The organism is Natrinema halophilum, from assembly GCF_013402815.2.
In the GTDB taxonomy this organism is placed as follows: domain Archaea; phylum Halobacteriota; class Halobacteria; order Halobacteriales; family Natrialbaceae; genus Natrinema; species Natrinema halophilum.
Genome location: NZ_CP058601.1, coordinates 960,470 through 984,643 on the forward strand (window position 1 = coordinate 960,470; position 24,174 = coordinate 984,643).

Below are 24,174 nucleotides of genomic sequence, written 5' to 3' on the forward strand. Positions count from 1 at the left end.
AACGATTTCGTTATGCAGAATAGGAGTCGAAAACGCTGCAAAGCATGGGTCAGGTATGCAACACTCGGACTACGCAGCCTCCATCCAAACTACTTCGTTATCCAATCGATGGCGTCTTCGGTTTTTTTGACCGCGACGCCGATATTCTCTAGCTCTTGTACGCCTCGCTCGTAGACGCCAGATGTCGCGTCAGGCACGAAGACGATGCGGTAATCACGTTCGCTCGCCTCGTAGACTGTCGTCCGTGGACAGTTCGGGAAGTTACAGCCACATACGACGATGGTATCTATCGAGCGCACCTCGAGAAAGTCGTTCAGATATGTTCGATAGAACGCACTCCAGCGGGGCTTGTACATCACATATTCCTGTGGACCGATCTCTTGGAACTTGCCGTCTAACAACCGGTCCGCGTTGAGGCGCACGCCTGTCGAGGGTTTCAATTCGGCGACCGGCTCTGCGCCGTCAGTCCCGGGGCGAACGACCTTCGCACCGGATTCGATATCCGATTTCCTGCACTGATCAACGTTCGACCCGTCTTCTTTGTACAACCGGACGACGTGTACGATCGGAGTCTGCTGGGACCGGAAGGTTTCGACTAGTCGCTGGATCTGTGGCACCGCCTCGGCAGTTCCATCGATTTCAGCTGGGGCACCTGCCAACGTGAAGTCGTTTTGCGTGTCGATGGTGAGTAAGACTGCACTGTTCCGGTGAGGGCGAATGTATTCGTTCATACACTGATCTCCGGGTCCCCCATATTGAACGTACAGTACGTTTAATTCGCATCTATATTTACCGAATCCTTCGATTCAGTTTCAAAGCCATTCCGGAATAAAGAAACCGTTCTACTATCTACTGTTATACGTCCGATCCGAGGGTCTCCGTTCCGCAACGGTCGAATGAGGAGAACACGGTCGTAATAGCCACAGGTGCGCCCCAACCCAACTACGACGTGCGTCGAGCGAGGATGACGAGCTTCTCACACTCTCGCGTACCGGACGGTTTCCTTCTCGACTCAAGACGTAACGGTGGGGGCGTCGGGTTTACTAGCAAAGACGTTGTGGCCCGTTTCGTGATCGAATAGGTGGATGTTCGATTCGTCGAACGTAAACGACACTCGGTCGCCCGGCTCGAGATACACGTCCGAGTCGACGCGCGCGATGAATTCGCTGTTGACGTCGAGATGGAGGAAGTTGTCGGAGCCGACGGGTTCGACCACGTCGATAGTCGCCGTGATCGAGTCAGCCGCTCCGGGGTCGACAAGAGTGACGTTCTCCGGCCGAATTCCGAGCGTATATCGACTCGAGTCGAGTGCGACCTCGCTATTGTTGACGTACGCCGGCGAGAGGTCGAAACTGAACCCGCCGTTTGCTCCGGTAAGGCGCAGTCGGGAACCAGTAGATTCGACGTCGACGTCGACGAAGTTCATCGACGGTGACCCGATAAAGCCGGCGACGAACTCGTTTACCGGGTTCTCGTAGACCTCGGTGGGTCGTCCCTGTTGCTGGAGTTCGCCGCCGTCGAGGATGACGATTCGATCGCCCATCGTCATGGCTTCGTGTTGGTCGTGTGTCACGTAGACTGCCGTGATCTCGAGTTCGTTCTGAAGACGCTGGATCTCCGCTCGCATGCTCGTTCGAAGTTTCGCGTCGAGGTTACTGAGCGGTTCGTCGAACAGGAACAGATCGGGCTCTCTGACGATCGCGCGCCCGAGCGCGACGCGTTGTTTCTGCCCGCCAGAAAGTTCGTCCGGCTTGTCCTCGAGGAGATCCTCGATGTCCATCATTTCGGCCGATTCGACGACCCGTCGCTCGCGTTCGGTCTCGTTCAAGTCGGTACTCATCCGGAGCCCGAACTCCATGTTCTCAAAGACGGTCTTGTGTGGATACAACGCGTAGTTCTGGAACACCATCGCGACGTCTCTGTTTTTCGCATGGACGTCCGTCACGTTCTCGTCACCGATCTTGATCGTTCCTGCCGTCGGTCGCTCGAGCCCCGCTAGCATCCTGAGCGTCGTCGTCTTGCCACAGCCCGACGGACCGACCACCGTGACGAATTCGCCGTCTTCGATTTCGAGGGAAAGATCGTCGACGGCGACCACGTTGCCCGTGTCGAATTCTTTTCGTAGTGAGTTGACTGAGACCCGCGCCATAGCATCACAATTATCGGGGAATGATAAAACACTTTCCAAAAATCGATATTTGGGAAGTAATTTCTCATCCAATATTATGGCTCCCCGTTCGCCACACGCGTTGGAGATAGTCGAGACGATTCGACCGGTATCGCTTCCAAAGCACCCTATTTAGCGCGTTTATCGTGGGAAGAGAGTGTATCGAGTCGTGACTCGTCGATCGCATTGGCCGAAAAAACCATTGGTCCTTAGTTATGAATACATGACAATTCCGATCCCAAACTATTAAATACATGAAGATATTATTCATCAATGATTGAGGCATGACAATGCAACGCAGATCAGTGCTCAAAAGCATCGGTGGTGTCGCGGGTGGGGCAGCGCTTGCAGGGTGTACAGGCTTATTCACCAGTGGTGGCAACGACGCGGCGTTGTGGCACGATTTCACCGACGCAGAGAAGGACACTGTCGACGGTTTCCTCGAGCAATTCAACGACGAGACCGATCACGAGATCGAAGCATCCAGCATCTCGAACCTGGGTGACCAGTTAGAGACTGCGCTCCCGTCAAACGATGGCCCGATGAGTTTCGCGTGGGCACACGACTGGGTGGGAAAAGAACACGAGGATGGGAACCTGTACGACGCGACCGACGACATCGACGTCGACGTCGATTCGACGTATACGGAGGTCGCTGCCGGTGCGGTCAGGTGGGAGGACAACCTGTATGGGCTCCCCTACGGCGCGGAAACGACAGCGCTGTTGTACAACAAGGACCTGGTCGACGAGCCGCCGGAGACGGCCGACGAGATGGTTTCCATCATGGAACGCGTCGACACCGATTACGGTATCGCCTGTCCCGGCGAAGTGTACAACATCAGCGGGTACTTACAGGCGTTCGGTGGCGTCCTCTACGACGCCGGAGCCGACGATCTCGGCGTCGACTCCGACGAGGTCGTCGAAGGTCTCGAGTTCGCTCGAGACAATATCTACGAGCATTCCCCGGAGGACCTCCAAATTGACGGGAACGTCTCGGTGTTCCAGGACGGTAATGCGCCTTTCATTATTACCGGTCCGTGGAACATCAGCGGATTCAGTGATGCAGGAATCGACGTCGGTGTAACGACGTTGCCTGCACCGAACGGTGGCGAACCGACACCGTATACGGGTATCCAGATGTGGTACTTCACGTCTCGTCTCGGGGAAGCGGACGACGACGTATTCGACGCGACGACGGCGTGGGGAGAGTGGTACACGACGACCAAAGACGTAGCTACCACCAACGCCGAGGAGCATGCGTTGATCCCCGTTCTCACCGAGGTCATCGAGGGTGGTGAACTCAGCGACCAGGTCAAATCGTTTAGCGATAGCGTGGAAATGGGAATGGCGATGCCGGCTAATTCGAAGATGGACGCCGTCTGGGCACCCGTCAAAAGCGCGATCCAGAACGTCGTTGGCTCGGGTAACGACCCACAATCGGAGTTAGAAAGCGCAGCCGAAGAGATTCGAGGCAACTGGGGCTAATTTTCGCAAGCATATCTCAGTAATATGTTTTCAAGTACGTCTGGAGACCTTTCAGATCGGGTCCAGGAGAGACTTCCATCCGGCACGAAGGACATCGGGATAGCGCTCGTCTTGCCAGGACTGGTCCTGTTTTCCTTGTTCATGCTATACCCGATCCTGTATCTCGTCTATCTGTCACTCACCGATGCGAGTTCTGCGGGAGAAGTGATCGGTGGGGACTTATCAATAATATGGTTCCAAAACTACATCGAATTATTTTCCGAAGAGGCCTTTTGGCGATCTCTCGGCATAACCTGGCTGTACGTCTTCGTGAGTCTCGCGATAAAGATCGTCATCACGCTCGCGATAGCGAACGTTCTCACTCACAATCGAGTAGTTTGGAAACGTTACATGCGTGCGATTATTATAATACCGATGGGGTTTCCACCGATCTTTACGATCTCGGTCTGGCGAGGTATATTTAGCCCGGCCAAGTTCGGACCGGTTAACGTCATCCTGAGCAAACTGTTTCTTTCTCCAGTCCAGGTGAGCTGGATGGCGGATCGATGGGCCGCTTTCGGGGCGTACGTAATCACGGAAGCCTGGCTCGCGTATCCGTTTATGGTGATCATCACAGTCAGCGCGCTCCAGGACGTTCCGATGGAACTCCACGACGCAGCCAAAGTCGACGGTGCCGGTTATTTCACCAGGTTTATCCACGTGACACTGCCGGCAATCAGGGGCCCGCTCATCTTCGCCTCGGTCCTCACCGCTGCCACATCGTTCCAGAATTTCCTGATTCCGTGGGTATTCAACGAAGGTGGACCCGGACGACAGAACGAATTACTCCTCGTCTATGGCTACCGAGAAGCCCTTAATTTCGGTAACTACGGCCCAGGATCGGCGATCATGGTCGTCGCAATCGCGTTCATCGGACTGTTCATGTGGATAGCTGTCAAGAAAACGAACCTTGCTGAGGGGGTGTGATCATATGGGTAAAGTAACCGATACGATAGACGACATCGAAGCCGGTCGAAAAACCCCGTTAGATATCGTCAAAACGATCCTTACAACCGGATTGGCTATTGGAATGCTCCTCGTCCTCATGTTTCCGGTCTACTGGATCATCTCCGCTGCGCTATCCCCGGGACAGACACTAACGTCCTCCAAAAGCTTATTCGGTGACGTGTCCGCGTACAATCTGGACGCGTTCGTCTGGGTCCTGGAAAACGAGAGATTCTACCGGGGGCTAAAGAACAGTCTGATAGTCGTCTCGGTGACGGTCATCGTCACGCTCGTCTTCTCGATTCCAGGGGCATACGCGCTTTCGCGGCGTGAGTTCCTCGGGCGACGAAACCTCCTCTACGGGTATATTTTGTTCACCCAGGTGGGTGCAGGCCTCTCGATTGCCGTGCTCATCGCACTCTACGCGTTGTTCTCGAGTTACGGGCTGACCGACAACCTGCTGGTTCTCGGCCTCTTCTACGGGGCAGGAGCGATCCCGTTCAATACGTGGCTGCTGAAAACGTTCATGGACAACATTCCCGTCTCGTACGAAGAAGCAGCCGTGGTCGACGGTGCCAGCCACTGGCAAGTCATTCGAGAGGTAATTCTTCCGCTCTCGAAGCCCGGAATCGCCGCCGTGCTGGTGTTCGCGTGGACTGCTGGCTGGAACGAGTTCATCGTCGCGCAAACGTTGATCAACGATGCCGAACTCTATCCGCTGTCGGTAGAGTTGTACGGTCTCGTCGGCGACCAGGACACGAATTGGCGCCAGTTCTCCGCGTTCGCGCTCCTGTTTGCCATGCCTGTTGCACTGATCTACTTCTTTGCCCAGCGATACGTTGAGAGCGGCCTCTCCTTCGGTGGCATGGACGGTTGATAGAAGATCAATCGTTGGACCTTTTCGCTTTTGTACCCCGTCCGCAGCCACGTCTATTAGCCGGCTCCGCAAATCGTAGACGCGATACCACCGAATGATGGCAGACGGAGGCCATCAAAACGTACCGGATTTTAGGGGTCTGACAGAGAAAGCATATATCCCTCCGCTCGGATATCCCGACAATCACCGAGAATGACAGAGTATAGGGAACCAGAGCGAATATCCGAACGCATCCTCTGTCCGAACTGTCCGGCAGATTATCCCATCCCGTTTTCGAGTCGCCACATCACCTGTCGACGCTGTGGAACCGAGTTCGTCGCGCCAGAGGACGCTCGAACGACGTGGACGGAAAAGGAGATCGACGGGGAATGGAACGACGTCGCCGATGGAACCGAAGCGAGAGATCAATCGGTATCGCTTGCTAGCGTAATCGTCACCCAGCTTCCGACCATCGCCCTCAGCCTCAACGCGGTCGCAGTCTTACTGTGGGTCTCAGGGATCGTTTCGTTCGAGATCGCCGTACTCACTATCCTGCTAATAACGAGTGCTATCGTCACCGAACAACACTGAACCGACTTTCGGTGGTCGCCTCCATCGCACCATCGGTCGGTGAACCTCCGGAAATCGGTAATCACAACAGTGGCTGTCTTCTCGGCCAATTTACAGGCAACGGCGGTCCCTCCGGTTGACCGTCACTGACACTCGAGGATGACGACGGTTTCGACCGAAAGCGACCGTTTCCCCGAATCGTCGACACCGTCGGATACGTCCGTCTCGGTCAGGAGGTCGATGGGATCGACGGGTTCGTCGAGACAGACCGTGGCCGATCCCTCTCCGAAGTGATGCACGACTACGATGCGACGCCCGGTCACCTGCTCTGTGCGAGCGAACGCGACCGCCGCGTCGGTGTCCGTCTCGTATTCGATGCGCTCGAGTCCAGCGTCGGCACGTAACGCCGGGTGCGATTTCCGAAGGTCGATCAGTCGCTGGTAGTACTCGAGGAGATCCTCGTCGAACGCGTTCCAGTTCATCGGGTCGCGCCGTCCCCTCACGCCGGTCTCCTGACCATAGTAGAGCATCGGCGAACCGGGAAGGGTGAACGTCACAGCACCGGCGGCCAGTTGTGCGTCTCGGCCGTAGGTACTGAGATATCGGTCCGTGTCGTGATTTTCGACGTACAATAGCCACCGGGAATCCGCATGTGCGCCTCGACGCTTTCGGTCGTCGATCGCCTCGAGAACGGCCTCGGCGGTCGTCGTATCCAGGCCCACTGCGGAATCAGTAAACTCGTCTGCCACTGCGCCATCTTGCTCCCCGGTCACTTCCCGCTCCTCAACGGACTCGTTCGCACCGTCTCCAGTAACCGACTCGCCCAATTGCTCGAGCGCGTCGTGGAGCACGTCGTCGTGGTGCATATGAAATCGTCCGCCACCCATTTCGACGTCGGAAGGGAGGGTCTCGTCCAGCAGGAAGAACTCGCTTTTCGTCCCCGTCAATCGGTCTGCGACCTCCGTCCAGAAGCTCAGGGGGACGCCCCAGGCGACGTCGGCCCGGAATCCGTCGACTTTGTCGGCCCAGAAGTCGACGACTTCGAGGAGGTATTCCCGGACCTCGGGATTGCTGTAGTTCAGATTTGGAATGTCGTCCCAGCCGAAGTAGGTGTCTGCGTCTCCGTCGTCGAAATCCGCCCAGCGGTACCAGTCGCGGTACCGCTCGTGATCTGGATGCGTTTCGTCGACGGCGGCCTCGAAGAAGGGATGCGAATCCGAGGTGTGGTTGATGACGAGGTCGAAGACGACCCTGATATCGCGGTCGTGGCACGCATCGACCAGCGCCTCGAGGTCCGACATCGTTCCAAGGTCCGGATCGACGCTGAAGTAATCCGTCGTGTCGTACCCGTGGGGGCCACCGTGCTCCATCGGCGTCCCGAAACCGCTCTCGGCGTCGAGAAACGGCGTCAGCCAGAGGACGTCGATCCCGAGGTGCTCGAGGTGGTCGAGGCGATCAGTGATGGTCTCGAATGTAGGGTCCTCTTGATCCGGGAACCGACGGGTGAAAATTTCGTACACGATCGCGTCGACGGCCCACTCCGGCGGTTCGAAGGGGCGTTCGACAGTGATAGTCGGTCCGTCCGTCCGGTCACTGTCCGGTACCAGATCGATCGCATCCGGAACGGAGTGTCGCTCGTCCACTGCGACGGCGTAGACCCGGACCGGCTCGTCGATCGCACTAACCGGGAACGTACTGTCGGTCTCGAGTACGTCCGCATTCCGATCGTCGACGTAGAACTCGACTGCTGGATCACCGTCGCCGACGACGGTCGCCGTCGCCGAAAGGTGTACCTTCGTTTTGCTGACCGTGGCGTCGAGTTCGACCTGCGGTCGCGGCTCGGTCTCGTCTACTTCGGGAAACGCACGAACCGTCAGTTCGTGGGTACCATCCGGAGCCTCGAGCGCCAGGGTGTACTCACCTGGGGGGGGAGGCTCGAACTCCGCGACTGGTCCGTCCGTCGGTGTCGCGCTCGATCCGTTGGGCGACTCGAGTACCCGCCAGGTGTACGTCCCATCGGCGTCCGGGTTCCACGGCGCGAGATCGTCGCGCGTTTCCATCTCGTTCCCGTTCGGGTCCACGATCCCCTCCTCAACGGTGACAAATCTGGGCGGACCGGGATGGTGAGAGCCATCACCGCTTTCAAACGAGTGCTCGGGCTCGGTCTCACCGCCATCTGCGAGGGCCCGTCGATCGTCCCTGTTCATCGTCCCTCGCGAGTCGCCAATCGATCCGTTCGCCAGTTCACGGGCCTCATACCTGTCCGTGGAATGAAGTTGTGGTGTAATACCATACTTCGATTGGAGTAGTCCGGCATATCGGCGGCTTGCTGGCGGCCCTCGTCAGTGAGCCCGAAGCCCCTCATTTTCGCTGAAGGCCGGCATCCCTCGGGGTAAAGGGGCGTCACTCGTCGTCGAAGAGCTCCTCTCCCTCTATCATGTGTTCCTCGACGGCGTCCATATCGAGCGTGACCCCCAGTCCGGGCGTTTCCGGTACCTCGATGTAGCCGTCCTCGATGACGTCCTCCTCGACCAGATCTTCCCACCAGCCGAGTTCGTACGAGTGGTACTCGACGGCCAAGACGTTCGAGATCGCTGCGCCGACGTGGACGCTGCCCATCGTCGCTACCGGCGAGGCGACGTTGTGCATCGCGACCGGTACGTAGTACATGTCCGCGAGATCGGCGATTTTGGCCGTTTCTCGCATACCTCCGACCTTGGGCATGTCCGGCGCGATGATGTCGACGGCTTGCTCCTCGAGCAGACGCCGCTGTCCGTGTTTCCTGTAAACGTTCTCGCCGACGGTAATCGGCGTCGTCGTCGACTGCGTGACCTCGCGCTGGACGTCGTGATTTTCCGGCGGTACCGGATCCTCGAGCCACCAGACGTCGTACTCTTCCAGGCGGGTCGCGAGTCGTTTCGCACTGCCGCCGGAGAAGGTCCAGTGGCAGTCGAACGCGACGTCGGCTCTCGACCCGACGCGCTCGGTGATCGCTTCGACGATCGACGCCTTGTGGTCGATTTCGGGACCGCGGAGATGTCGGTTCGCTCGGTCTTTCTCGTGGCCGCTGGGAACGTCGAGGTCAAACTTCAGGGCGTCGTAGCCCAGTTCCTCGACGACGCGTTCTGCCTCGTCGGCGCAGGCGATCGGGTCCGCTTCCTCTTCGGTGTGACAGTCGCAGTAGACGCGGACATCGTCGCGATACTTGCCGCCGAGGAGCTGATAAGCCGGCACCTCGAGAATTTTCCCGGCGAGGTCGTGGAGCGCGACTTCGATGCCCGAGATTGCGGTGACCGTGACGCCGCCGATCGAACCTTCGCCGGACATTTTCTGGACGAGATGTTCGGTTAGCCGATCGATGTCTAGTGGGTTCTCTCCCTGTAAGAACGGCTTCATCCGCTCGATCAGTTCCGGCGCACCGGCCCCCCAGTACGCTTCGCCGGTGCCGACGATCCCGGCGTCGGTGTAGATCCGGACTAGCGTCCACGGGAAGTTGCCGTCGATCATCGTCGTCTGAATATCGGTAATCTCGACGTCCCGGCCGTCGCCCCGTTCGCGGGTGACTCCCATCGTTTTCGCCGAGAGGTCCCGCATCGTGTATTCGGCGTTCGGATCGTGCAGCTGTGAATAGTCGATCCCCATGAACATTCATTCACTCTCATCATAGTAATAGTTTTCACCTTTCCTAGGCAAGTGTCGTAGTCGCCTATACTCATGAACCGAACGCGGACTCGAGAGCGGGAGTGATACTCGTCGGTACCGTAAACGAACGCTGCAACGGCTGTAAACGAAAGTGATGAAAGCCTGTACGAGGCTATACGAAAAATAGTTCGCTCAGACCCGTAGTCCGCTCAAATCAGTATCTGCTCACACCCGTTTGAGTTCGTCCGGTACGTCGTCGATCTCGGAATCGAGTGCCGCCGTCGCGGCAAACGCAGCTCGCTTCTCGGCGGTCCGACGGTTGATCGCCCGCGGACCGACTGCGAACTCGACTCGGGTCACGCTTTCGGCCGGGCTAGAGTGGCCGAGAACCGTAACGGGTCCGACTTCGCGCGTGTTCCGGACGTGGGTTCCGCCACATGCTGTCATGTCCCATGGATCCGCCGGTCCGTTGGCGCTGGCAAGGCGGTTTCCGCGAGGGTTGTCGTTCTCGTCTTCGATGGTGACGATACGAACACGTCCCCGCTTTACTGCAGCGTGGTTGCGATCAGCATCGAAAGAGATTCCGTCGCGCTCGCGTGCAGCCGAAATCGGGACGTCGTCCCACGACACCGGCCGCGATTCCCAGATTACCCGGTTGACGATTTCGTCCAGTTCGATCACTGTCTCGTCGTCGAGGGTCGCACTCGTCTCCAGATCGACCCGGACCGTCTCCGGCCCGATATCGAGACCAGCAACCGTTGAACCGTCGAGAAGTCTGTCCGCGGCCCCCGCCAGGATGTGACTGGCGGTATGGGCACGCATACAGTACATTCGGAACGACCACTCGACCGAACACAGCACTCGGTGGCCCGTCCGAAACGATGGGTCCACGTCGAGGACGTGAACCGGTTCGCCGTCGACCAGTTCGACGTTCGCGACGTCGATATCGCCGATGGTACCGCGATCGGCCGGCTGACCGGCGCTGGCACCGAAAAAATGACTTCGCTCGAGCCAGACGCGACGTCCGTCTATCGAGGTCACTTCGGTCTCGAACCGCGTGGCGTACGGCTCCACTGCCGCCCGTTGCCCGGTCATCGGTTTGAGTCTGTCGGCAGCCGTTAAAAGTCTGCTCGCCGTGAACGTCACTGTCGGTGAAAAAAAGTCGCTTACTCTGCGAGAGTCACGTCGAGACGGTCCTCGAGTGCCTCGATCAGGCCGCCGCCGACGCCGGCTTGCGTCGCTCGGCCCTGTTCTACGGCGAGAATTTCCGTTTCGGGCGCGCCGAGTTCGTCGGCGAGTTCCTCGCGTTTCAGTCCGGCAGCCTGTCGGGCCTCGACTAGCTTTTCGCTGTACTCCGAGACGAGATACGGGAGCGGATCCTCGTCGTAGTTGGTCCCCTCGCTCTCCCAGTGTTCGGAGTCGCTGTCCCAGACCGGATTTGCCTTTGCGACGTTTTGAGCGGCCTTCTGCTTCCGACTCGGCTCGTCGCTCATTTCACCGCTCGTGCTCTGCCCGCCCTGATTTCGATCACGGCCGTGCGTCTGCGAGTCGTCGTGCGGTGCACAGTCCGGACAAACCTCGAGTTCGGCACCGGCGACCGACGCGAGTCTGAGCGAGTCACTTTCCGTCCCACAGAGTTCGCAGTTCGTCCCGCCGCCACCGCTGGACGAACCGGTCGAGTATTTGGCCATGCGACAGTTTAGCATCTCCGCCATTTCAACTAATCGGTAGCGCAGACGGTGCGGTTCCTTCGATCCGACAGTGGCAGCCCCAGAAGAGATCACCCGGAACTGGAGGAGGAGCTACCGACCGAAGTGCTTCCTGACAGTCGTTCGCAACGGAAGCGCCAGCCCACCGACCAGCGGGAAAATCACGAACGCAACGATATCGACGGGAAGCGAAGCGATCCCGGTCGCCCCAGCGGCGAAGCCGGCAATCGGAGCGAGAACCGGGATTACGTAGAGATACGATGGCTCCCAGCCGGGCAGGCGTCTGGTGTGACGGACGATCACACCGAACAAAAACGGCATGAGAACCGTTCCTGCGAGCAGGGGACCGCCGACGAGAGTCGTCGTCGCTCCCATCGCCAGCGCGACGACGATCGTCTCGTTGATCGTTACCGCGCCCCACGTGTCGTCCCGTCGAACGAGACGAGTGACGAGAAGGGCACACAGAGCAAGTGCCACGACACCAACTAATCCGCCGAACCAGAGCGTCGACTCGACGGGTGGCGTCACGAATTCGACATCCCGTACGAACCCAACCGTCGTCTCGATTCCGTGGCGGCTCTCTGCGAGCAGGGTCCAGATACCTGACGGATCGGTGCCCATCGCACTGATTTCGGTCCAGAGCCCTTCGATAGCGCCTCGATTGGCCATACCGAAGTGACCGATACCGGTTACGTAGACGATCACCGAGAGCCAGATCAGTGGGAGAGAGAAATTCTGTCGCCCCCACCAGCGGACAAGCGGGTTGTCGGCTGCGGTGCTCGATCGGGATGGGGATCGCGTTCCCGATTCGGTCGCCCGACCGGTACCGCGAACCGTTCTACCGTCCGAGCCCGTAGTTCGACCGGTCCGTTGCGCAGTAGTTCCGCCCGTAGTTCCGTTTTCGGGCCCGGGGCCGTGTCCGCTATTCGTTCCCGTCCCACTCGAGGCGGCGGTCGTTCCACCCGAGGCCGATGCCGCACCTGCGCTGACGTTCGCCGTCGTCCCACCCGAACCGGTTGCGGAAGCCGATCGGTTCGAGGTCGCCGATCCGGCCGTCGCCGTGTTCGCCGACGATGTCGTCGCAGATGCGGATGCCGCTTCCGATTCCGCTTCCGATTCCGCTTCCGATTCCGAGTATCGAAGTTCAGTCCCGCTCGAGTCCGATTCGTCCGCTTCGGTATCGTCGCTCTTCCAGACGTCGGGTGAGGGAAGGCCGCTCGTCCGTTTTGCGACGTAGTCTTCGTGTCCGAGCCTGTCGTACGCCTGCCGTTCGACCGGATCGCCGAGAATGTCGTAGGCCGTTTTGACCGCAGTGAACTGTGCTTGTGCCCGGTCGTCGTCGTTCAGATCTGGGTGGTAGACGCGGACCTGTTCGCGATAGGCGTTCTTGATCTCGTCCTGGGAGGCATCAGACGAGATCTCGAGAAGGTCATAAAAATCCTCTGTCATGTGAGCGTAAAGACGGTGTGGTCTGCTACTGGGATTGTTGGGGCGGGGTTATAATTTCAGTGTTCTTTTCTGTCGGTTCAGTATCAGTCGTTGCTCGAGATACGTGGGTATTTCGGCCATTGTTCGGCTCGAATCCCGGTTACGTAAAATCGGCGAGCGTCGACTGACCGGCCGTGCGAGTCCCGCAAAGCGAAGCAGAGTCCAGATCTGAATCGTCTTCGTCCGTCGCGTCGTCCGTTTTGACGTCAGTACTGCCCGAGTTTTCTTCCCAGCTTTCGAGGCTGGCCTGATCTTCGGCAGCGAACTCGAGGTTGGCCACTCGAACGCCGAGTTTGCGGACGGGTACGTCCTCGAACTCCGCGAACAGGTCGTGAGCGATGCGATCGACCAGATCGGGATCGTCGACCGGGCCGGGGAGCGACCGTTCGCGCGTGTTAACGTCGTATGGCGGCGTGACGGCCTTGACACCGATCGTCCGGTACAGTGCGCCCTCGCGTCGTGCACGATCGGCGACTGCCGAGGCGAGCGTTTCGATCTGTTCGTATTTCGAGGCCGGTGCGTCGACCGGTTCGGCGAACGCGGACTCCCGGGAGAAACTCTTCGGATCTCCCGTGGGCTCGACCCGCCGGTCGTCTTCACCGCGTGCTCGGTCGTACAACTCTCGGCCCCGTTCGCCGAACCGGTCGACTAACGGCTCGGGATTAGCCGCGGCGACGTCACCCGCCGTCTCGAGGCCCATCTCCCGAAGTTCGCGAGCGGTCACGGGGCCGACACCGTGCAACAGGTCGACCTCGAGCGGAGCAAGAAAGTCCCGGATCTCGCCCGGTTTGACGACCGTGAGTCCGTCCGGTTTGTCGAAGTCGCTGGCGATCTTGGCAGCGGCCATCGACGGAGCGACGCCAACGCTGACGTCTACGCCGACTTCTCGGCGGATGCGGTCTTTGATATGGCGGGCGAAGCCGTCTGCGACCGCCCAGGCAGTCCGGTCTGTCACGTCGAGGTAGGCTTCGTCGATGCTCACTTCGCGGACGGTGTCGGCACAATCGTGAAGGATTTCCCGCACGTCGGCCGCGACCGACTCGTAATAGTCCATGTCGACTGGTCGATAGTAGCCCGTCTGTTCGCGCTCGAGGTCCGGATCATCGACGGCCCCGTTCTCGTATACCGCGCGTCTGGGCAGTCGCTCGAGCGCCGTCGAGATAGCTTGAGCGCTCTCGACCCCGAACTCGCGGGCCTCGTAACTGGCGGTGGCGACCGCGCCGACGGTTTCGCCTTCCTCGTAACCCATGCCGACGACGACGGGTTCGCCGCGAAGTTCGGGCTCGCGAAGTCGCTCGCAGGAGGCGTAGAAGCAGTCGGCGTCGACGTGACAGACGATTCGGTCTCCCTCGTCTTCGTCCTCGACGCCCGGTAGCCGCGGCCCATCGGACATTCGTCTACCGGTCGATTCGTCCGGACGAACGTGAACGTTGCGCCCGCGCTACGATAGCCGCACGTATGTGAACGTTGTGCCTGTGCTACGATAGCCGTACGTATGTGAACGTTGCGCCCGTGCTACGATAGCCGTACGTATGTGAACGTTGCGCCGGTAATACCGCCGTCCAGGTCCGTAAGCAGTACGGACGGTCGCCATCCTGGGATTTCTGCTCGATCAGTCCGATTCTCCCGCCGGTTCCGGGAATTCGACCAGGAGTCGCTTGCTCTCGGACGCGAGGTCGGCCCAGTTTACGGTCCCTTGAGCCGCGATGGTCATTGGGTCCATCATCGGATCATCGTACACAAGCGCAGCGGTAAGAGCCGGCGGCCGGAGTTCCACTTCGCCGCCGTCGGTCTTTACGTTCCCCTTCGGACCGAAATCGGCCGTCGGCTCTCCGACGACGATTCGCGCCACCATTCCGTATATCTCGTGCGGTGCGCAGAGAACGTCGTAGACGCCCGGTTCGTCGAACCGGTAGAGCCAGAACGCGTTCATCCCCAGTACAGGGGAGGAAAACGGTGGCACGCCCTCGGGGATGCGTCGCTGGCGACCGAGATTCGGATGATAGGCGGTGACGGTGTGTTCTGGAGTCGCAAAATCGAATCGAACGACGTCACCGGTTTCGACGATGAGTCCCGTCGGATCGAAGAAAAACTCCGGCACCGGTCGGTTCTCTCGTGGTCGGATTCGAAGATCGACTTCGTAGTCGGGCCGCATCGATTGCGGCAGTTGTTCGTCTTCTTCGAGACCTGTATAGCCGAACACCGGGTGAATACAATGCGGTTGTGGACACGCGCGTCGGTCTCGGCTACTGGTGGGCCGGTCGTCACCGCTCGCCACACCTGGTTCAGACGCGAGCGGAATCGTCGACGTTGCGCCTGCCGCCTTCAGAACCTGTCGTCGGTCCATGCACCCTGTCAATCTCGTTCTGGAAAATAGTTATGACGGGCTATCGTACGTCTAATTCGTTGTTGTAACACTATTGTCACGTATAGTGGCATGTCGCTGGTCCGCTCGTTTTCGAAAGAGGTCAATCAGGGCAGCATATCAGACGATGGATCAGACGATCGACGATAGTATCGGATGCCACGTCACCCGTATCCGTTGTTTCCGGCCCTCGACCAAGCGATCTCGGTTCGATCGTAATCGGTTCAGTAAATGTCCTCGAGATCGCTTTCCTCGTGACTGTGTTCCTTTGCAGGGAACTCGCCGGATTCCACGGCTGTCACGTAGGCGTCTACGGCCGACTCCATTTCCTCGCGGACGTTTCCGAATTGCTTCGAGAACGACGGTGACCAGTCGCTAAGGCCCACAGCATCGTCGACCACGAGAACCTGTCCGTTGCAGTCGGGACCGGCACCGATTCCGATGGTCGGGATGTCGAGCGCCGCCGTGACCTCCGCCGCGAGGTTCGAAGGAACGTGTTCGAGGACCAGCGAAAACGCACCCGCGTCTTCGTGGGCTTTCGCCAGTTCGAAAATTCGCTTTGCCGTGTCTCGATCGGTTCCCTGTCGGGGATAGCCTCCGTACTTGTTGACGTGCTGTGGTGTCAGCCCGAGGTGGGCCATCACTGGAATTCCGATCTGGCTCATCTTTTCGGTCAGGTCGACAGTGTGTGGGCCACACTCGAGTTTCACCGCGTGTGCGTCCTCTTCCTGGAGCATTCGGCCGGCGTTCTCGAGGCTCGCTTGCTCGTCGACGCCGATCGACAGAAACGGCATGTCTGCGACGACGAGGGCGTCATCGGTCGCCCGCGCGACCGCGCCGGTGTGACGGGCCATATCGTCGACAGTCACTGGAAGCGTCGTTTCGTAGCCGAGGTTCGTGTTTCCGAGGCTGTCACCGACGAGGACGATGTCGACGCCGACATCGTCGATGATTGCAGCCGTCGGCGCATCGTAGGCCGTTAACATCGTGATCGGTTCCTCGCCTGCTTTCATTGCGATATCTCGGACGGTAGGCATACACATATGTTGGACTCCCATGATTAAACGTCGTTGCTATCAGTTCACGGATGAAGCCGAGTTCTCGCTCACCGCAGAGATGACATCTCGAACGCGATCCTGCACCCGCGTCGCTTAAGAGGAGTGGGGAAACATACTCACGCGTGCCAGAACGAGTCGAAACGACCTCGCCCGACGGCGTCGATTACGGCTGGGTGATGCAGACGACGTTCGTCCTGACGATCCTGATCGGCGCGCCCCTCGTCGCCGGCCTGTCGACGACTGTAACGCTACCGACGTGGGGCGATCGCGTCGAATTCGCGATTCGAGTCGGCGCCCTCGTCTGGTTACTCACGTCGATAACGGTGTTCGTGTACGCGAGACGGAACCAGCGGTAACTGACGTACTATCGAACGGGAGGGTGAGTCCGGACCGCCAACTCTTAGACTCCCGACGGACCCTCGCCAACGTACTCAAAGTCGACGTTCGCTCGTTTCGCGGTCCGTCTGTCTCGCATGGAGTCACCGACGAAGAGCGCTCGCTGGGGGTGGGCGTCGAGTTCACGAATAGTCGCAAGCAGCGGTTCCGGATCAGGCTTCCACGTTCCGATCGTATCCCGCCCGACGACCGCATTGACAGCCGACTCGAGCGCGTGCTCGTCGAGTGCAATTCGACAGGCCTGCTCGCAGTTCAACGAACAGACGCCCGACGGAACGGATTGCTCGAGGAGTTCGTCGGCGTGGGGGAGCCTGTCCGATGTCCGCGCCCCGTCGTGTTCGTGAGCCGCGATGGCTGACTCCACTTCGGTGACGAGTCCTGCGTCCGTCGCCATCTCGAGCATGTCCCAGAGGCCGTCGCACGGCGGTTCGATGTTCGCACGTCGGTATACCTCACGGACATCATTGGCGACGGCTTTCCAGTCGACGTCGAGATTGACGAGGGTTCCGTCCAGATCGTAGACGATGGCGTCGTAACCGGTCACGGTTCTCGATAGGTGTTGCGAACGAATATACTGTTCGCCCACCTGTATTTCACAACTCGAGGACTGGCGATACTCACTCGAGCAACTCGCGTGCGATCACCTGTTTTTGAATTTCGGTCGTCCCCTCGTAGATTTCGGTGATCTTGGCGTCGCGGTAGAGGCGTTCGACCTCGCCCTCGGTGACGTATCCGTAGCCGCCGTGGATCTGAACCGCCTCGTTAGCAGCGAACATCGCCGTTTCGCTCGCGAAATACTTCGCCATACTCGCCTCGAGCGCCGCACCACCCGCAGCGCGTTTCCGTGCGGCGTCTCGCGTCAGCAAGCGGGCGGCCCTGATCCGAGTCGCCATCTCGGCGAGTTTGTGGCGGATTGTCTGGATGTCCCCGATCGGTCCGCCGAACTGGTCGCGTTCCTGACTGTAGGAACGCGCCTCATCGAAGGCACACTGGGCGAGCCCGACTGATTGGGCAGCAATCGCGATGCGACCGCCGGTAAGGATGTGGAACGCGGCAGACAGCCCAGACCCCTCCTCAGTCAATCGGTTTTCGGCAGGAATCCGTGCGCCATCGAAGGTCAGGCTCGTGGTATCGCTCGCTCGCAGGCCCAGTTTGTCTTCTTTCTCGCCGACGGTCAATCCGTCGACGTCGCCGGGAACGAGGAACTGGGTAACCGTCGACGGATCGTCGCGGTCGGTCTTTGCGAACAAAATGTAGACCCCCGCGCGCTCGCCGTTCGTGATCCACTGTTTCTCGCCGTCGATAACATATTCGTCGCCCTCCCTGCGAGCCTCCGTCGTCATTTCTGCGGGGTTCGACCCAGCGTGGGGCTCCGAAAGCGCGAACGCGCCCACAGGGCGTCCCTCCGCCATGTCGGGCAGCCACCGCTCTTGCTGTTCCTCGCTCCCGAACTCCGCGAGACAGGAGGTCGCCAGCGAGTGAACCGACAGCGCCGTCGCAACGGCTAACATTCCGTACGCGACCTCCTCGTTGACCACGGCCGCGGTCACCGGGTCCGCGTCGTAGCCCCCGTATTTCTGGGGAACCGTCAGACCCGTGAGATCGAGGTCGGCAAGACCGTCCCAGACCGCTTCGGGAAATTCCTGTTCACTGTCCGCCTCCAAGGTGGCCGGCCTGATCTCGTCGCGAGCGTACTCCCGGACGACGTCCCGGACCGCCGTCTGTTCCTCGGTGAGTTCCATGACGGCCATTCGAGGGCCGCGATAAAAGTCTCCGTGGCATCGGAAGACGGCGAGCGGTCAGAGCCCATCTAGATCGAGTTCCTCGAGTTGGGCCCGCATCTTCGCCGCGGAGTCATCGTCTTTTAGCCGGAGCGGACTCCGCAACGGGCCGGCGTCGAACCCGCGCATTCTGAGCGCCGTCTTGACGCCGGACATGTACGCGCCGCCGGTCTTGAACGCATCTCGAACGCGGAAAATGTCGCTCTGTATGTCGCACGCACGATCCTCGTCACCGTCGTTGTAGGCCTGATAACAGTCGACAACCAGTTCGGGGAACGCATTGGCGACGGCGCTGACCGCGCCCGAACAGCCAACTTCGAGACCCGCGAAGACGAGTGAGTCCGACCCTGCGAGGAAGGTCATCTCGGGATGTGCATCGACGGCCTGTGCGAGCCAGGGGACGTTCTTGCTCGAGTCTTTACACCCCACGAGGGAGTCGATTTCGGCGAGGTCTGCCAGCGTCTCGAGCGAGAGTTCGTTGCCCGTTTTGCTCGGAATGTGGTAGACGTACATCGGCAGGGAAGTGGCATCCGCAATTCGCCGATAATGCTCGAGCGCACCCTCGTGGTCCAGCGGGTAGTAGTACGGCGTAACGACGACGATTCCGTCCGCACCGACAGATTCGGCATGTTCGGCGTGGGCGACCGTCCGATAGGTACTAGGGGAACCGACACCTGCGATGACCGGCACCTCACCGCCGACTTCGTCGACGACGGCTTCGACGACTCGATCTCGTTCTTCGCTCGAGAGTAGCGGGAACTCGCCGTTCGTCCCGAGGGGGAAAACGGCGTGAGCGCCACGATCGACGACGAACCGGGCGTGGGCAGCGGTGGTCTCGTAATCGACGGACTCGTCATCTTGAAACGCGGTGACGGTCGGTGGAACGACGCCGCGAAGCGACAGTGGGTCGGCGGTTCCGGGATCGTGATACGCCATGCTCTCCTCTCCGACGGGTAGCGTCAAAAACTGCGGGCCGGCAGTCCGGGTCGGCTGCACGGACGGATTGTACAGATGCTAGCGGCGGACCAACGAGCGCAACAGCACGGTGAGAGGAAGCAATCATCGAAAGGGATCGATCCCCCGCGTTTCGAACCGCCGATCGCCTCGACGACGTCGACTGGACCTCGGTCAGATCACGCTACTGAGCTGCCCCGAGGCCTCTTCGAGGCTCTCGATGAGTGCCCCGCCGTGGTCGAATATGTGCCAGTGGAGTACCAATAGCGTCTAACAACGAGGAAACTCACCACGTACCCGATAACCCCGTGGCACTGCTCGACGACTGGTTCGGGTCGCGTCATCCACGACGGTATCGACCAGTAGAGACGACGGACGCCCTCGAGTGAACTGCACACCCCCATCCCGAAGTGAAACGATCCGGGTACGACGACTGGCAGACGAGTGGCTCAGTTCCGTTCGAAATCTCGATCCGGGAACCGTTTTTCGCTGATCACCCCGTCTCACCGGCTACTCGTCTGACGACGACTGCGATTCCGACATATGCAGGTAGACAGACGGCGAGGATGGCCGCTATGAGACCCCAGTCTGCGACGCCGAGTGGAACCGTCCCGAAGTACCGGTTGAGCGGCGTGTAAAGCACCGTAAGCTGCAGACCGATCGACGCCGCGACTGCGGTTGCGAGCCACCGATTAGATAGCGTCGGCGTCTCGCGTAGCCAGCGGATGACGTAGAGCTTCTCGAATTCGAGGAAGACGAAACCCGTAAACACCATCGTCATCGCGTAGGGGGTGACAGTAGCAGCACCCTCGAGTGTAACGAACATGAGCGCGAGCATGACGGCTGTGGTAACCATTCCGGTTCCTCCAATCAGTCCGAGCATCTCTTGGCTGATGATCCCTCGATCTGGATCGCGTGGTTGTCGGTCCATTACGTCGCCGCTTTTCGGGTCAGCACCAAGTGCGAGCGCCGGCAATCCGTCGGTCAGCAGGTTGATCCACAGTAACTGTACGGCCGGCAGGATGAGATAACCGGACAGCGAAGCGAGGAAAACGAGCGCGACCTCGGCGACGTTCGCGCTCAGCAGATAGGCGACGAATTTCCAGATGTTATCGAAAATCATCCGTCCGCGCTCGACGGCCCGCTCGATCGTCGCGTAATCGTCGTCCAGCAAGATGATGTCCGAAGCCTGTCTGGCGACGTCCGTCCCGCGGACCCCCATCGCTACGCCGACGTCGGCGTTTTTCAGCGCCGGTGCATCGTTGACCCCATCTCCCGTCATCGCGACGTTGTGATCGCGGTCCTGGAGAGCGCGCAGTATTCGAACCTTGTGCTCGGGCGATGCTCGGGCGAAGACGTCGACGGATTCGACCCTCTCGCGCAGCGTCACGTCATCCATCCGCTCGATCTCCCGTCCCTCGAGCACCTCGCTTCCGATCCCGAGCGTCTCGGCGATCGCGCTGGCGGTTTGGACGTTGTCACCGGTTACCATCTTGACGTCGATGCCGGCGCCCGTCGTTGCCGCGATCGCGTCGGCGACTTCCGTCCGCGGGGGGTCTATCATCCCGGTTAGCCCCACGAACGTCAGCCCACCCGTTAGATCGTCTGGACCGGCCGGCTCGTCCCGATATGCCATCGCGAGAACGCGAAGCGCATCGTCGCCGAAGGTACGAACGACCGTCTCTATTCGGTCGCGTCGATCGTCGGTCAGGGGCGCTGAGCCATCCGTGGTCAGAATTCGATCGCAGTTTGCGAGGACGACCTCCGGGGCACCCTTGACGTACCCTCGGTCGTCGTGGACTGTCCCCATCCATTTCCGTTCCGAGGAGAACGGAATCTCGCCGGTTCGAGGGTTCGCGTCTCGAAGCGACTCGCGGTCGAGTCCCCACCGATCCGCCGCCTCGATCAACGCTTGCTCGGTCGGGTCACCGTCCTCGAGGGTCGAGTCGTTACAGAGCACGCCGATTCGCAGGAGCAGTTCCTCGCGAATCGAAACCGAATCCGGGTCAGGAACGGTCGAACGGTCCGGTTCGTTCTCGGCGACGCCAACGTGGGTGACGGTGTCGTTAACCCAGAGCCTGCTAACGGTCATCTGTCCCTTCGTGAGCGTGCCGGTTTTGTCGGTACAGACGACGTCGACGGCACCGAGGGCCTCTACTGCCGGAAGTCGGCGAACGAGCGCGTTTTCGTACGACATCCGGCGGACGCCGAGAGCGAGGGTCAGCGTGACGACCGCCGGTAACCCTTCGGGGATCGCAGCGACGGCGAGCGACACTGCGGTCAGCGCGGCCTGAATCGCACCCGTCCCGCGTAGGACCAACAGCGGACCGACTAGCAGGGAGAGGACGACAACGCCGATCCCGAGAGTGCGACCCAATCGATCGAGTTCTCCCTGAAGCGGCGTTTCCGTCTCTTCGGTCCCAGCGAGCACCCGGGCGATTTCGCCGACTGCCGTCTCCATCCCGGTGTCGGTGACGACTGCGACGCCCTTCCCACGGGTGACGTTCGTTCCCTTGTAGACCATGCACTCGCGCTCTGCGAGGGGAGTCTCTAACTCGACTGAATCGGTGGATTTCGTTACCGGTACGCTTTCACCCGTCAGCGCCGCCTCGTCTATCTCGAGGTCGGTTTCCTCGAGCAATCGGCCGTCGGCTGGGACGACGTCTCCGCCGCGCAGCACGACGACGTCACCGGGGACGAGTCGTGTCGCATCGATTGTGAGCGATTCGCCCATCCTGCGAACGGTTGCAGTCGGCGCTGCCAGTTGGCGAAGCGACTCGAGGCTCTGCTCGGCTCGGTAATCCTGTACGAACCCGAAGAGTCCGTTTGCCACGACGATGATGCCGATCAGAACCGCGTCGACGCCGTGGCTCGCCCAGATCGAAAGGCCGGCCGCCGCCAGCAACACCCAGATCAGAACGCTATCGAATTGCGCGAGGAGGATTTCGACCCACGACCGGCCACCGCTCCGGATGATCTCGTTCTCGCCGTATTCCTCCCGTCGCCGACGCGCTTCCTCGCTCGTCAACCCCTCGTGTCGTGACTCGAGGTCCTCGAGAACCCGGTCCGACGAGACGTCGTATGGCGACTCGCTCATTGCCCGATGCTTTGTTCTGAAAGCCCATAGACATACCACGGCGCTTCGGCAAAGATGGTGATAAACGCGCCATCGCGTCCTCAAATAATCCCAAAGTAGATCTCTCATCCCAGGACTCTCGACTCGAAGCGTTCAAACGGCCAGTCCGTTATTGCCTTCCCATGGCGGGGTGGCTCGAGGTATTCGCAACAGCTTTTCTATTACAACTGCTCGCCCTGCCCGGAGAAAAAGGCCAGCTCGTAATCGCGGGTCTCGCGACGATGTACAGCCCGTACGTCGTCGTCGCCGGGGCAGCCACGGCTTTCGGTATCTGGACCGGCCTCGAGATACTCCTCGGTGAGGCGCTCAAAGGCTCCGTTCCAGTCGTATATCTCGATGCGCTTACAGCTTTTCTGTTCGTCTTCTTTGCCGTATGGATCTTGTATACCGGGAATAAAGCGAAGAGTGGCGATGACGGTCGGCGAACCGACCCAGGAGATCCACACAGTGACGGCGGCAATCGCGGGGTCGATCGCGACATCGACGAGGGAGGTCTGCTCGGGACGGAACTGAACAGTTCCTCGGGCGCAAACGGCTACGTGTCTTCGTTCGTGACGATGGGGATCGCCGAATTTGGCGACAAAACGCAGTTGATCACCATCAGTCTCGCCGCCCGGTACGGAGCTGATCCGGCGATCTGGTTCGGCGAAATGCTCGCCATCGTTCCGGTAAGCCTCGCGACGGCGGTCTTTTTCTCGCGGACCACGCGCTACCTGAATCTCACGTGGGTGCTGCGCGCATCGGCAGCGATGTTTCTGTTGTTCGCTGCCGACATCGGCTCGCAGTACCTCTTCGAGGTCTCACTTCTCCCGATCTAACTGTCGAGAGCGACAAGAAGGGGAGCGTGGTCGGCGCCCGTTCGGCGGAATCGGTCGCAAACGAGAGAGAGCACAGCCTGTGCCGGAACAGATGGCCGTGAGCTCCCCGGCCGACGCCGACACAGCGCCGCCGAGGTGCAGTCGCCAGAGATGAACCTCCAGAACGTACTTGCGCCGACGGCGATACCCATTCCGAGACGGAACGTACGCGGACATCAGGAGTTGGAAGTCCGTAATGTTCTTGATCTCGGTGATGGAATTCACTGGTATGACATGTAATTTCACAGTATGATCAGTAGCTTTTGTCGTACGTAGCAAATAGTATTACGTGATTTTTGCAAGACCAGTTCCGTGTAGGCAGGCGATAAGATAGCCGAATGCGCAAGTGAGAAAACAATCTGTAACTTGCATCTCATTGCAAGCCGATCCAAGGATTCTCAGACTCTATGCCGCAACCGATATGCTTTTATGGATGTGAACAATATTGTGTGGTAGCTCCAATACAGAGCACAAAATACCATGAGTTCCGAATACACTGTGTCAGAGACGCTCGACGTAAAAGGACAGTCGTGCCCGATGCCCATCGTGAAGACGAAGCAGGCTATCGACGATCTGGAAGCCACGGAGGTGCTCGAAGTTATCGCGACGGATTCGGGCAGTATGAGCGACATCGATGGCTGGGCGACCGGCACCGACGGCGTCGAACTTTTAGAGCAGGTCGAGGACGGCGACGTGTACAAACACTACGTGCAAAAAACCTCGTAAC

At 59.7% G+C, this 24,174-nt stretch carries 21 protein-coding genes; 7 read left to right on the forward strand and 14 right to left on the reverse strand.

What is annotated here, in order from left to right; translation table 11 throughout:
• Positions 1-89 precede the first annotated feature (89 nt).
• Together HYG82_RS25425 and HYG82_RS25430 are read right to left on the reverse strand one after the other, a co-directional pair.
• Positions 90-731 carry a cysteine hydrolase family protein gene (locus HYG82_RS25425; protein ID WP_179259910.1) on the reverse strand — a complete coding sequence of 214 codons (642 nt, stop codon included), beginning with the start codon at positions 729-731 and terminating at the stop codon, positions 90-92.
• Between the two features lie 281 nt (positions 732-1,012).
• Positions 1,013-2,149 (reverse strand): ABC transporter ATP-binding protein, encoded by a 1,137-nt coding sequence (locus tag HYG82_RS25430; RefSeq protein ID WP_179259911.1) that lies wholly within the window; start codon positions 2,147-2,149, stop codon positions 1,013-1,015.
• Between the two features lie 308 nt (positions 2,150-2,457).
• Between HYG82_RS25430 and HYG82_RS25435 the strand changes: the two genes are divergently transcribed.
• The 4 genes from HYG82_RS25435 (at position 2,458) to HYG82_RS25450 (ending at position 6,082) form a co-directional block, all read left to right on the forward strand.
• On the forward strand, positions 2,458-3,651 hold the full coding sequence (locus HYG82_RS25435; protein WP_235217824.1) for an extracellular solute-binding protein: 1,194 nt from the start codon (positions 2,458-2,460) through the stop codon (positions 3,649-3,651).
• Positions 3,652-3,675: 24 nt separating this feature from the next.
• The gene (locus HYG82_RS25440; protein ID WP_179259913.1) at positions 3,676-4,617 is read left to right on the forward strand and encodes a carbohydrate ABC transporter permease; all 942 of its coding nucleotides are present in this window, start codon (positions 3,676-3,678) and stop codon (positions 4,615-4,617) included.
• A 4-nt stretch (positions 4,618-4,621) separates the two neighbouring features.
• A complete protein-coding gene (locus HYG82_RS25445) occupies positions 4,622-5,512 on the forward strand; it encodes a sugar ABC transporter permease (protein ID WP_179259914.1) in 891 nt (296 codons plus the stop codon).
• A gap of 192 nt (positions 5,513-5,704) precedes the next feature.
• Positions 5,705-6,082, forward strand: a complete 378-nt coding sequence (locus HYG82_RS25450) for a hypothetical protein (RefSeq protein ID WP_179259915.1) — start codon at positions 5,705-5,707, stop codon at positions 6,080-6,082.
• A gap of 122 nt (positions 6,083-6,204) precedes the next feature.
• Here the strand turns inward: HYG82_RS25450 and HYG82_RS25455 are convergent, their stop codons facing one another.
• From HYG82_RS25455 to panB, 8 genes are all read right to left on the reverse strand, one after another.
• The gene (locus HYG82_RS25455; RefSeq protein WP_179259916.1) at positions 6,205-8,268 is read right to left on the reverse strand and encodes an alpha-amylase family glycosyl hydrolase; all 2,064 of its coding nucleotides are present in this window, start codon (positions 8,266-8,268) and stop codon (positions 6,205-6,207) included.
• A gap of 196 nt (positions 8,269-8,464) precedes the next feature.
• Positions 8,465-9,703: a mandelate racemase/muconate lactonizing enzyme family protein gene (locus tag HYG82_RS25460; protein ID WP_179259917.1), complete on the reverse strand. Its 1,239-nt coding sequence runs from the start codon at positions 9,701-9,703 to the stop codon at positions 8,465-8,467.
• Positions 9,704-9,928: 225 nt separating this feature from the next.
• Positions 9,929-10,798, reverse strand: a complete 870-nt coding sequence (locus tag HYG82_RS25465) for an alanyl-tRNA editing protein (protein ID WP_179259918.1) — start codon at positions 10,796-10,798, stop codon at positions 9,929-9,931.
• Between the two features lie 71 nt (positions 10,799-10,869).
• A complete protein-coding gene (locus HYG82_RS25470; protein WP_179259919.1) occupies positions 10,870-11,394 on the reverse strand; it encodes a helix-turn-helix domain-containing protein in 525 nt (174 codons plus the stop codon).
• A 111-nt stretch (positions 11,395-11,505) separates the two neighbouring features.
• Positions 11,506-12,861: a DnaJ domain-containing protein gene (locus tag HYG82_RS25475; protein ID WP_179259920.1), complete on the reverse strand. Its 1,356-nt coding sequence runs from the start codon at positions 12,859-12,861 to the stop codon at positions 11,506-11,508.
• Positions 12,862-13,000: 139 nt separating this feature from the next.
• Entirely contained in the window at positions 13,001-14,293 is a 1,293-nt protein-coding gene (locus tag HYG82_RS25480) for a DNA polymerase Y family protein (RefSeq protein ID WP_179259921.1), read from the reverse strand.
• Positions 14,294-14,512: 219 nt separating this feature from the next.
• Positions 14,513-15,247: a cupredoxin domain-containing protein gene (locus HYG82_RS25485; protein WP_179259922.1), complete on the reverse strand. Its 735-nt coding sequence runs from the start codon at positions 15,245-15,247 to the stop codon at positions 14,513-14,515.
• 242 nt (positions 15,248-15,489) lie between these two features.
• Positions 15,490-16,302, reverse strand: a complete 813-nt coding sequence (panB, locus tag HYG82_RS25490) for a 3-methyl-2-oxobutanoate hydroxymethyltransferase (RefSeq protein ID WP_179259923.1) — start codon at positions 16,300-16,302, stop codon at positions 15,490-15,492.
• A 143-nt stretch (positions 16,303-16,445) separates the two neighbouring features.
• On the opposite strand from panB, the gene HYG82_RS25495 reads away from it, so the two are divergent.
• Complete coding sequence (locus tag HYG82_RS25495; RefSeq protein WP_179259924.1) at positions 16,446-16,679, forward strand: DUF5822 domain-containing protein; 234 nt, start codon at positions 16,446-16,448, stop codon at positions 16,677-16,679.
• 44 nt (positions 16,680-16,723) lie between these two features.
• On the opposite strand, the gene HYG82_RS25500 is transcribed toward HYG82_RS25495, so the two are convergent.
• From HYG82_RS25500 to HYG82_RS25515, 4 genes are all read right to left on the reverse strand, one after another.
• Positions 16,724-17,263, reverse strand: a complete 540-nt coding sequence (locus HYG82_RS25500; RefSeq protein ID WP_179259925.1) for an HAD family hydrolase — start codon at positions 17,261-17,263, stop codon at positions 16,724-16,726.
• A 73-nt stretch (positions 17,264-17,336) separates the two neighbouring features.
• On the reverse strand, positions 17,337-18,461 hold the full coding sequence (locus HYG82_RS25505) for an acyl-CoA dehydrogenase family protein (protein ID WP_179259926.1): 1,125 nt from the start codon (positions 18,459-18,461) through the stop codon (positions 17,337-17,339).
• Positions 18,462-18,518: 57 nt separating this feature from the next.
• Positions 18,519-19,436, reverse strand: a complete 918-nt coding sequence (locus HYG82_RS25510) for a dihydrodipicolinate synthase family protein (RefSeq protein ID WP_179259927.1) — start codon at positions 19,434-19,436, stop codon at positions 18,519-18,521.
• A gap of 511 nt (positions 19,437-19,947) precedes the next feature.
• Entirely contained in the window at positions 19,948-22,551 is a 2,604-nt protein-coding gene (locus HYG82_RS25515) for a cation-translocating P-type ATPase (protein ID WP_179259928.1), read from the reverse strand.
• A gap of 161 nt (positions 22,552-22,712) precedes the next feature.
• Here HYG82_RS25515 and HYG82_RS25520 point away from each other — a divergent pair, with 161 nt between their 5' ends.
• Positions 22,713-23,408, forward strand: a complete 696-nt coding sequence (locus tag HYG82_RS25520; RefSeq protein WP_179259929.1) for a TMEM165/GDT1 family protein — start codon at positions 22,713-22,715, stop codon at positions 23,406-23,408.
• Between the two features lie 519 nt (positions 23,409-23,927).
• The gene (locus HYG82_RS25525; protein WP_179259930.1) at positions 23,928-24,173 is read left to right on the forward strand and encodes a sulfurtransferase TusA family protein; all 246 of its coding nucleotides are present in this window, start codon (positions 23,928-23,930) and stop codon (positions 24,171-24,173) included.
• Position 24,174 lies beyond the last annotated feature (1 nt).

What these genes read in the sequence shown, in the direction of transcription:
- HYG82_RS25425 (WP_179259910.1), bottom strand. Translation starts at nt 731, where the DNA reads ATGAACGAATACATTCGCCCTCACCGGAACAGTGCAGTCTTACTCACC.
- HYG82_RS25430 (WP_179259911.1), bottom strand. Translation starts at nt 2,149, where the DNA reads ATGGCGCGGGTCTCAGTCAACTCACTACGAAAAGAATTCGACACGGGC.
- HYG82_RS25435 (WP_235217824.1), top strand. Translation starts at nt 2,458, where the DNA reads ATGCAACGCAGATCAGTGCTCAAAAGCATCGGTGGTGTCGCGGGTGGG.
- HYG82_RS25440 (WP_179259913.1), top strand. Translation starts at nt 3,676, where the DNA reads ATGTTTTCAAGTACGTCTGGAGACCTTTCAGATCGGGTCCAGGAGAGA.
- HYG82_RS25445 (WP_179259914.1), top strand. Translation starts at nt 4,622, where the DNA reads ATGGGTAAAGTAACCGATACGATAGACGACATCGAAGCCGGTCGAAAA.
- HYG82_RS25450 (WP_179259915.1), top strand. Translation starts at nt 5,705, where the DNA reads ATGACAGAGTATAGGGAACCAGAGCGAATATCCGAACGCATCCTCTGT.
- HYG82_RS25455 (WP_179259916.1), bottom strand. Translation starts at nt 8,268, where the DNA reads ATGAACAGGGACGATCGACGGGCCCTCGCAGATGGCGGTGAGACCGAG.
- HYG82_RS25460 (WP_179259917.1), bottom strand. Translation starts at nt 9,703, where the DNA reads ATGGGGATCGACTATTCACAGCTGCACGATCCGAACGCCGAATACACG.
- HYG82_RS25465 (WP_179259918.1), bottom strand. Translation starts at nt 10,798, where the DNA reads ATGACCGGGCAACGGGCGGCAGTGGAGCCGTACGCCACGCGGTTCGAG.
- HYG82_RS25470 (WP_179259919.1), bottom strand. Translation starts at nt 11,394, where the DNA reads ATGGCCAAATACTCGACCGGTTCGTCCAGCGGTGGCGGCGGGACGAAC.
- HYG82_RS25475 (WP_179259920.1), bottom strand. Translation starts at nt 12,861, where the DNA reads ATGACAGAGGATTTTTATGACCTTCTCGAGATCTCGTCTGATGCCTCC.
- HYG82_RS25480 (WP_179259921.1), bottom strand. Translation starts at nt 14,293, where the DNA reads ATGTCCGATGGGCCGCGGCTACCGGGCGTCGAGGACGAAGACGAGGGA.
- HYG82_RS25485 (WP_179259922.1), bottom strand. Translation starts at nt 15,247, where the DNA reads ATGGACCGACGACAGGTTCTGAAGGCGGCAGGCGCAACGTCGACGATT.
- panB (WP_179259923.1), bottom strand. Translation starts at nt 16,302, where the DNA reads ATGCCTACCGTCCGAGATATCGCAATGAAAGCAGGCGAGGAACCGATC.
- HYG82_RS25505 (WP_179259926.1), bottom strand. Translation starts at nt 18,461, where the DNA reads ATGGAACTCACCGAGGAACAGACGGCGGTCCGGGACGTCGTCCGGGAG.
- HYG82_RS25510 (WP_179259927.1), bottom strand. Translation starts at nt 19,436, where the DNA reads ATGGCGTATCACGATCCCGGAACCGCCGACCCACTGTCGCTTCGCGGC.
- HYG82_RS25515 (WP_179259928.1), bottom strand. Translation starts at nt 22,551, where the DNA reads ATGAGCGAGTCGCCATACGACGTCTCGTCGGACCGGGTTCTCGAGGAC.
- HYG82_RS25520 (WP_179259929.1), top strand. Translation starts at nt 22,713, where the DNA reads ATGGCGGGGTGGCTCGAGGTATTCGCAACAGCTTTTCTATTACAACTG.
- HYG82_RS25525 (WP_179259930.1), top strand. Translation starts at nt 23,928, where the DNA reads ATGAGTTCCGAATACACTGTGTCAGAGACGCTCGACGTAAAAGGACAG.